This window comes from Vibrio clamense (genome assembly GCF_050337905.1).
GTDB lineage: Bacteria > Pseudomonadota > Gammaproteobacteria > Enterobacterales > Vibrionaceae > Vibrio > Vibrio cortegadensis.
The window spans coordinates 1-7,296 of sequence record NZ_JAKJTJ010000047.1; the positions used below are offsets into that span (position 1 = coordinate 1).

General features: G+C 40.5%; 7 protein-coding genes, 4 tRNA genes, 1 rRNA gene and 1 pseudogene. 5 read left to right on the forward strand and 8 right to left on the reverse strand.

Going from position 1 to position 7,296, the window contains the following annotated elements; all coding sequences use genetic code 11:
• The 4 genes from L4C39_RS19640 to L4C39_RS19655 form a co-directional block, all read right to left on the reverse strand.
• Positions 1-243: GTP-binding protein (locus tag L4C39_RS19640; RefSeq protein ID WP_429747643.1), on the reverse strand; the 243-nt coding region annotated here is incomplete at its 3' end.
• Between the two features lie 188 nt (positions 244-431).
• Positions 432-506, reverse strand: a tRNA-Gly gene (locus L4C39_RS19645).
• A gap of 38 nt (positions 507-544) precedes the next feature.
• Positions 545-629: transfer RNA gene (locus L4C39_RS19650), tRNA-Tyr, on the reverse strand.
• Between the two features lie 34 nt (positions 630-663).
• A tRNA-Thr gene (locus tag L4C39_RS19655) sits at positions 664-739 on the reverse strand.
• Positions 740-947: 208 nt separating this feature from the next.
• On the opposite strand from L4C39_RS19655, the gene coaA reads away from it, so the two are divergent.
• A complete protein-coding gene (gene coaA / locus L4C39_RS19660) occupies positions 948-1,871 on the forward strand; it encodes a type I pantothenate kinase (protein WP_371731161.1) in 924 nt (307 codons plus the stop codon).
• A 27-nt stretch (positions 1,872-1,898) separates the two neighbouring features.
• Here the strand turns inward: coaA and birA are convergent, their stop codons facing one another.
• The gene (gene birA, locus L4C39_RS19665; RefSeq protein WP_429747645.1) at positions 1,899-2,864 is read right to left on the reverse strand and encodes a bifunctional biotin--[acetyl-CoA-carboxylase] ligase/biotin operon repressor BirA; all 966 of its coding nucleotides are present in this window, start codon (positions 2,862-2,864) and stop codon (positions 1,899-1,901) included.
• The gene (gene murB, locus L4C39_RS19670; RefSeq protein ID WP_429747647.1) at positions 2,861-3,907 is read right to left on the reverse strand and encodes a UDP-N-acetylmuramate dehydrogenase; all 1,047 of its coding nucleotides are present in this window, start codon (positions 3,905-3,907) and stop codon (positions 2,861-2,863) included. The genes birA and murB overlap by 4 nt, the downstream gene beginning before the upstream one ends.
• A gap of 66 nt (positions 3,908-3,973) precedes the next feature.
• Between murB and L4C39_RS19675 the strand changes: the two genes are divergently transcribed.
• The 4 genes and pseudogenes from L4C39_RS19675 to L4C39_RS19690 all read left to right on the forward strand — a co-directional run.
• On the forward strand, positions 3,974-4,399 hold the full coding sequence (locus L4C39_RS19675) for a GNAT family N-acetyltransferase (RefSeq protein WP_113796104.1): 426 nt from the start codon (positions 3,974-3,976) through the stop codon (positions 4,397-4,399).
• A gap of 98 nt (positions 4,400-4,497) precedes the next feature.
• Positions 4,498-5,838 (forward strand): CDP-diacylglycerol--serine O-phosphatidyltransferase, encoded by a 1,341-nt coding sequence (pssA, locus tag L4C39_RS19680; protein ID WP_429747650.1) that lies wholly within the window; start codon positions 4,498-4,500, stop codon positions 5,836-5,838.
• Positions 5,839-6,373: 535 nt separating this feature from the next.
• On the forward strand, positions 6,374-6,703 hold the full coding sequence (locus L4C39_RS19685; protein WP_429747651.1) for a hypothetical protein: 330 nt from the start codon (positions 6,374-6,376) through the stop codon (positions 6,701-6,703).
• Between the two features lie 100 nt (positions 6,704-6,803).
• Positions 6,804-6,929: pseudogene (locus L4C39_RS19690) on the forward strand (IS630 family transposase); the annotation flags it as partial.
• 139 nt (positions 6,930-7,068) lie between these two features.
• On the opposite strand, the gene L4C39_RS19695 reads toward L4C39_RS19690, so the two are convergent.
• Both L4C39_RS19695 and rrf read right to left on the reverse strand, forming a co-directional pair.
• A tRNA-Asp gene (locus tag L4C39_RS19695) sits at positions 7,069-7,145 on the reverse strand.
• Positions 7,146-7,212: 67 nt separating this feature from the next.
• A 5S ribosomal RNA gene (gene rrf / locus L4C39_RS19700) occupies positions 7,213-7,296 on the reverse strand; the annotation flags it as partial.

A 7,296-nucleotide genomic window follows, 5' to 3' on the forward strand; every position in this document is an offset into this window, starting at 1 on the left:
ATCTACGTGTGCGTAGTGACGTTCTGGAGTATCGTACTCAACGTGAGAAGTTGCGATTGTGATACCGCGCTCACGCTCTTCTGGAGCGTTATCGATAGATGCGAAGTCTTTAGCTTCACCACCGTACACTTTTGAAAGTGTAGTACAGATAGCAGCAGTTAGAGTTGTTTTACCGTGGTCAACGTGGCCGATAGTACCAACGTTTACGTGCGGTTTCGTACGTTCAAATTTTTCTTTAGACATGAATAGTCCCTCTAGGTACGGATATAAGTGGCTTTGACGACCACGTAACCAAAAAATATGGCAATTAAGTATATATCAAAAGGAAAAGTTTGCTAAAAGCGCGCTGATATTAATGACTCAGTATTGAGGTTTATTTGCCATTATTGAAAAGGACAAATAAACAACTAAGCAAACCAGCGCGTTAGAATTGGAGCGTGCAGCGGGAATCGAACCCGCATCATCAGCTTGGAAGGCTGAGGTAATAGCCATTATACGATGCACGCGATACGCAACTCTTTGGAGCTATTTTACCTTTAGAATATGGTGGAGGGGGACGGATTCGAACCATCGAAGGCAGTGCCGTCAGATTTACAGTCTGATCCCTTTGGCCACTCGGGAACCCCTCCAAATTTTTTAGCTTTTTCTCAATAAAGGAAAAAGTGGTGCCGACTACCGGAGTCGAACTGGTGACCTACTGATTACAAGTCAGTTGCTCTACCTACTGAGCTAAGTCGGCACAAGTGGGGCGCATTCTATTGAATGATTTTCCACCTTGCAATAGCTAAAGCGAAAAAAAATAATATTTTTTCCGAGTTTCTTCTGATACGGCTTATTTTTTACCAATTCAAGCGTTTCATAGAAATTCTAGGCGCATTATTATTTTCATTCTGCTCTTCTTGATGTATTTTCCATTCTCTACGTTTTCATTTATCTAAAGAGTTGATATGAGCCCATTTATGTCTTTTGACCGTTGCCAATGGACGGAGTTAAGAAACTCAGTACCAATGACACTTTCAGAGGATGACTTAGCCGAGCTACAAGGTATCAATGAAAACTTAACCATGAAAGAAGCCGTTGATATCTATCTTCCACTATCAAGGCTACTCAACCTATACGTTGCCGCTCGTCAGAATCGTAATTCAGTACTAGACCAGTTTCTCGGCAATACAGGGCACGCACCACCATTTGTCATTGGCATTGCTGGCAGTGTTGCGGTAGGGAAAAGTACAACCGCTCGACTATTGTGCGCTCTTTTGTCTCGCTGGGAAAACCACCCAAAAGTTGAACTCATCACAACGGATGGATTTCTATATCCAAACAAGGTGCTTGAGCAACGCAATTTGATGAGCAAAAAAGGATTTCCAGAGTCTTATAATACTAAACGCCTCATCCAATTTGTCTCTGATGTGAAGGCTTGTAAACGCAATGTGCAAGCGCCGATCTACTCACATTTAACGTATGACATTACAGCAGAAGTGAAAAATGTTGATTTACCCGATGTGTTAATTATTGAAGGGTTAAATGTGTTGCAGGGTGGACCTGAGCAGGTCCAATCGGCCAATCACGTGTTTATATCAGATTTTTTGGATTTCTCTCTTTATGTCGATGCTGATAGCACTCTGATTGAACAGTGGTACATCGAGCGATTTATGAAATTCAGAGAAGGTGCATTTGCGAAACCGGGATCTTATTTTAGTCATTACACTCAACTCACTAAACAAGATGCGGAATTGAAAGCCCGAAACATTTGGCAATCCATTAACGGTAAGAACCTTTCAGAAAATATTCAACCCACAAGAGAGAGAGCCCACCTTATTTTGCGTAAAGGAAAAAACCATACGGTAGAGCAAGTTTTATTACGTAAGTAGAGCTTGCAGACAATAATCAGTTAAACCTTATATCTCGTGCTTTCTTAACGATATTTCACCACCGATATAGGGTTCTATTCCATTTTCTGTCTCAAGTAACACAGCGCCACGGTCATCGATTCCTTTTACAACACCTGTCACTTCCCTTGGTCCAATAAGCAAGCGAACGCTTCTTCCAACAAAGTTATCCAATCGATTCCATCGTTCTACAAATCCCTTCATTCCGAACTGTTCATATTCGCTTAGTGCGCTTGTCCAAGAACCAATCAGAGTGGATGCAAGTATATTTCTATCCACTAACTGAGACTCTGCGAGTTCATCTAGAGATGTCCAAGGTTGATCAATACCATCGATATCAGGTCGCATTGAGATATTAAGCCCCATCCCTAGCACTATATGCGCCGCTCCGCCTGCTTGCCCTGACATTTCTACTAATATTCCACCAAGTTTTTTATCTTGGTAATACAGGTCATTTGGCCATTTTAGTTTAATCCCTTCGAAACCCAACTGTTCAAGAGCTTCAACCGCTGCGATACCAATAACAAGGCTCAGCCCCATCGCTGCTGCCATACCTGCATCAAGACGCCAGTACATTGATAAATAAAGGTTACTACCGAAAGGCGATATCCATTGCCGTCCTCTTCGGCCACGCCCTTGCGATTGATACTCTGCAAGACAAACTGTTCCTGAATCAATGCTTCCAACTTGATTTAATAAGTACTGATTTGTTGAGTCGATGATAGGTACCAACTCGAAAGGCTGAATTAACCCTTCCGATAATAGCTCTCGATTTAGTAGGTTTAGCGGCTTAGATAGACAGTAACCTTTTCCTTGAACACGATATATATCAAGCCCCCACTCCTGGATCCCATTGATATGTTTACTAATCGCTGCGCGCGAAATACCCAAAAGCTCACCAAGTGTTTCACCTGAATAAAATTTTCCATCGGCAAGTGAATTCAATATTGATAATTTAACTTGGTGCTCTTTCATGTATGAATACTCGCGATTTCAGTTAGTGTCACTTCTCTCTGCCGACCAATGAAACGAACTTCATGTTCCAACTCTATACCAAACGTATCCTTGACTGTTTGATAAATGTTCGCAGCAAGCTTTACAATATCATCGGCACTTGCATTATCAGAGTTAACTAAAACCAGGGCTTGTTTAGGATGGACTTGAGCACCACCGCATACAACGCCTTTGAACGCACATTGATCAATCAGCCACCCTGCCGCAACTTTAAATTGATTATCGAACGGATAAGCCACTAACAAAGGAAATTGACTTAACAAGCCTTCGTATTTTTCACGGCTAATAACCGGGTTCTTAAAAAAGCTTCCAGCATTACCTTGCAGCGCAGGGTTCGGTAACTTTTCCATACGCACTCGACATACTTCATCGAAAATAGCTTTAGGTGATAATTCGTCTACCGGTATCTTTTGAAGTGGGCCATATTGATTATTTGGCACCCATCGTTTCGATAGACAAATACCTAGCGCGACGACAACAGCCTTTTGGTATAATTCATGTTTGAAAATAGACTCACGATACCCAAACTTACATTCTTCATTTGTTAGGCGTTTGATCTTAAATGTATCAAGGCAAAGAACATCAACATACGTACAGACATCTTTTAGCTCAATACCATAAGCGCCTATATTTTGAACAGGCGCAGATCCCGCACACCCTGGTATTAATGCTAAGTTCTCCAGACCACCAATAGATTGCTCGATTGTCCATTTTACCAGTGTTGGCCAGTCTTCCCCTGCACCAACGTGTAAGTAAAGATCATTTTCATCACGACTAATATCTCGCCCCAAGATTCGATTTACGATCACTACACCATCAAAATAATCGGTAAAAAGAACGTTACTCCCTTTACCTAAAACAAGCTTAGGTAACGCCTCCCATTCAGGGTTTTGAAAAACATCAATTAATTGTTTTATTGATGTCACTTCTACCAGAAAACGAGCTTTCTGCTTAATGCCGAATGTATGATATTTTTCTAAATTTACGTCAGGATATGATTGCATGGTCTTTATGAGTTAACTTACACTCTTTCAATTCTACATGACTCTAACCAATAGCGCAGTGACTGAATGTCAGAAGTAAAGATAGAACAGCTCGACCCAATCAAAATTCCACTGATCAAGAAATTGTATAAGGATCACTACCCTTCAGCTAAAGCAAAGAAAAGTGAACTTATCATCACCATTTCAGAATCAAACCAACTTAGTGGTGTCGTGAGGTTTAGAGAGATCGAACATTTCCGTCTGCTAACTGGCATGCTCACGATTCCAGAAAAAAGAGGAATGGGTCTAGCGAATAAGTTGATGGCGCATTGCAAGTCAAATATTCTCACACGATCTGATTATTGTTTCGCATACAGCCACCTTGAACTCTTTTACCAAAAGCATTCTTTTATTCGGGTAGAAGTTGATGACATGCCAAACTCGGTAAAATGCCTCTTTCTCCGATATGTAAACAGTGGGAAAGATCTCATTCCAATGCAATTTGTAGGATAAAAATAAAGATACAACCCGCTTTACTAGTCATATGCTAGTAGTTTTTGGTAAAATTGAAGGTTCGCAATTTTGCATATCTCTAAGGTAAAAAATTCAAGATGATCGCTAATAGAAATCCATTCGAACACTTGCCAACTATCGCGCAAGACCCTAACAAGTTTGAAGTAATTCTATCCGCTAGAGACTTTAGAATTCGTTTATTAGATGCAATTAAGACTGCAAAAAGTCGTATCTATCTTATTGCATTGTATTTAGAGGATGATGAAGCTGGTAGAGAAATTCTGACTGCTCTGTACGAAGCCAAACAGCAAAACCCAGGTTTGGATATCAATGTTTGTGTTGACTGGCACCGAGCGCAACGTGGTCTTATTGGCGCGGATTCGTCCGATGGCAATGCGGCAATGTACAAATCTTTCAGCGAAAAATACGAACATAAAGTGCCTGTTTACGGTGTTCCAGTTCGAGGTAGAGAAGTCTTTGGCGTTTTACATTTAAAAGGCTTTATTATTGATGACGCTGTTATATATAGCGGTGCAAGCTTGAATAATATTTATTTAAATTACCAAGAACGCTACCGATTCGACCGTTACCATACCTTTGAGAATAAAGATCTAGCAAACAGTATGGTAGAGTTCGTCCAATCTGAAATGATCGCAAACTCTGCAGTTAATGATTTAACCGATCGAGATAAACCAAGTACCAAAGAGATTAAGGCTGATATCCGCCAACTTAGAGCGTCACTAGCAAACTCTGAGTATAAATTTGCACATCAACCAACTGGTGAAAATGAAATTGCGGTAACGCCTCTTGTTGGCGTTGGAAAAAGACGCAATAAGTTAAACCAGACAATAAATCATTTGATAGCGGAAGCTAAAGATGAAGTATTCATCTGTACTCCATACTTCAATTTCCCTAAAAGCATCGCAAAAGAAGTGAAAAAGGCCCTAAAACGTGGTGTAAAAGTCACCATAGTTGTAGGAGATAAAACAGCTAATGATTTCTTTATTTCTCCTGAGGAAGATTTTAAGACAATTGGCGGATTGCCTTATCTGTATGAAGTAAATCTTCGTAGTTTTGCCAAAGCCAATGAAGCTCACATTGCCAGTCGTAATCTTTCCATACATTTATGGAAACATGAAGAGAACAGTTTCCACCTTAAAGGTTTGTGGATAGATAAACGCTACATGCTACTCACAGGGAATAATTTAAACCCACGAGCTTGGAAGCTAGATTTAGAAAATGGCATTTTAATTCAAGATCACCATCAGCATCTAGTTGACAAGTTTGGCTCTGAAGTTGACAATATTTTGCAGCATACCCAGTTAATTTGTACTTATCGTCAGCTAGACAAAGTTGAGCATTATCCAGATACAGTACAGAAACTAATTAAAAAAGTCACTCGGGTAAAAGCAGACCGAGTTTTAAAACAAATCCTCTAGACGAAATATCCAACGTAAACAGAAGCACTAAACTTACAAGTTTGGTGCTTTTTTATGCCAATGCTATTAATTAACTTATACCAATATGCTCTAGTTAGAGCTAACTAAGGATTGAATAGTAATGGATAGGCATAATAATACCAATCGTAGTAAATAACTGGTCATCCTAGCTTGTTAAAATACTCGATAACGGTGTTAGAAATTTTGATTGTAGTATAACTACTTATCGAAAATTTCTGCCTTGTTCTCAAGCATTTTTCCTGCGCTTTTTATGACCATCTACTTACTGTGATTGGTATAATACTGATATCAAAAAACTTGTGAACCAACAAAAAATAATTCAAATGGAAATGTGACTGCTAGCTTTTGCATACTTTAAGTTCGCTCCAGGACATACAATACTTGAATAGGTTGATGTTTGTTTTCAAGATGAATCTAGCTCGGTCAGAAACACAATCATGCACCTTTGGGCCCACCCTACCGTGGTGAGACTGCAGAAGGTTCTGTCTGTCTTGCAAAGGACATTTGTGAGGCAATGGTTGCTCCTTGGGTGAGTAAAGAAATCAAGTTATGCATTAAAACAGATTTTCGAAAGCCACCGAATGCCATCGTGATAATGGATAATGCGAGCTGGTATGCCTATGATATTGGCAATGAATTTAATAATGTCAGTGTCATTAAACTTCCGCTGAACCCTATTGAACAAGTTTGGAGTGGATTGAGGCAGCACTTTCTAGCAAACCAAAGTTTCAATGATTATGACGACATCGTTTCTCAGGTATGTCGAGCTTGGAATGTCTTTTTGAAGTGCAGTGATCGTGTGACCAGAATCTGCAGTAGAGACTTGATAGAGCTGATCAGTTAATTTTCCGGATTGGTATTATCATGGATCAAGCGAGTTGGTATCAGAGCTATCTTGCAGATGAATTTGAGAGCCTCACCGTTATCCATATCCCCCTTATTCTCCCGAGCTTAACCCTATAGAACAAGTTTGGAGTGGGTTGAGGCAGCGCTTTCTAGCAAACCAAAGTTTCAATGATAATGACGACATTGTTTCTCAGGCATGTAGTGCTTGGAATAGCTTTTTGTAATGCATAAATCGCATGACCAAAATGTGCAGTAGAGACTGGATAGAGGTGCTCAGAGTGTTTTCCGGTTGGTATCAATTACTTTCCCAAACGGCAAACGTAAAAAAGCCCTAATCTTTCGATTAGGGCTTTTTTGAATAAGTGGCGGAGTGGACGGGACTCGAACCCGCGACCCCCGGCGTGACAGGCCGGTATTCTAACCAACTGAACTACCACTCCGCAGTGGTCAACTCACTATGTGAGCGTCCATATCTCCAGGTCGGTCAACCTAAAGATTTAATTTAAAGCCTGGCGATGTCCTACTCTCACATGGGGAAACCCCACACTACCATCGGCGCTACTGCGTTTCACTTCTGAGTTCGGCATGGGA

Coding starts and splice junctions, on each gene's coding strand:
- coaA (WP_371731161.1), top strand. CDS start 948: ATGAGCCCATTTATGTCTTTTGACCGTTGCCAATGGACGGAGTTAAGA.
- birA (WP_429747645.1), bottom strand. CDS start 2,864: ATGAAAGAGCACCAAGTTAAATTATCAATATTGAATTCACTTGCCGAT.
- murB (WP_429747647.1), bottom strand. CDS start 3,907: ATGCAATCATATCCTGACGTAAATTTAGAAAAATATCATACATTCGGC.
- L4C39_RS19675 (WP_113796104.1), top strand. CDS start 3,974: ATGTCAGAAGTAAAGATAGAACAGCTCGACCCAATCAAAATTCCACTG.
- pssA (WP_429747650.1), top strand. CDS start 4,498: ATGATCGCTAATAGAAATCCATTCGAACACTTGCCAACTATCGCGCAA.
- L4C39_RS19685 (WP_429747651.1), top strand. CDS start 6,374: ATGGTTGCTCCTTGGGTGAGTAAAGAAATCAAGTTATGCATTAAAACA.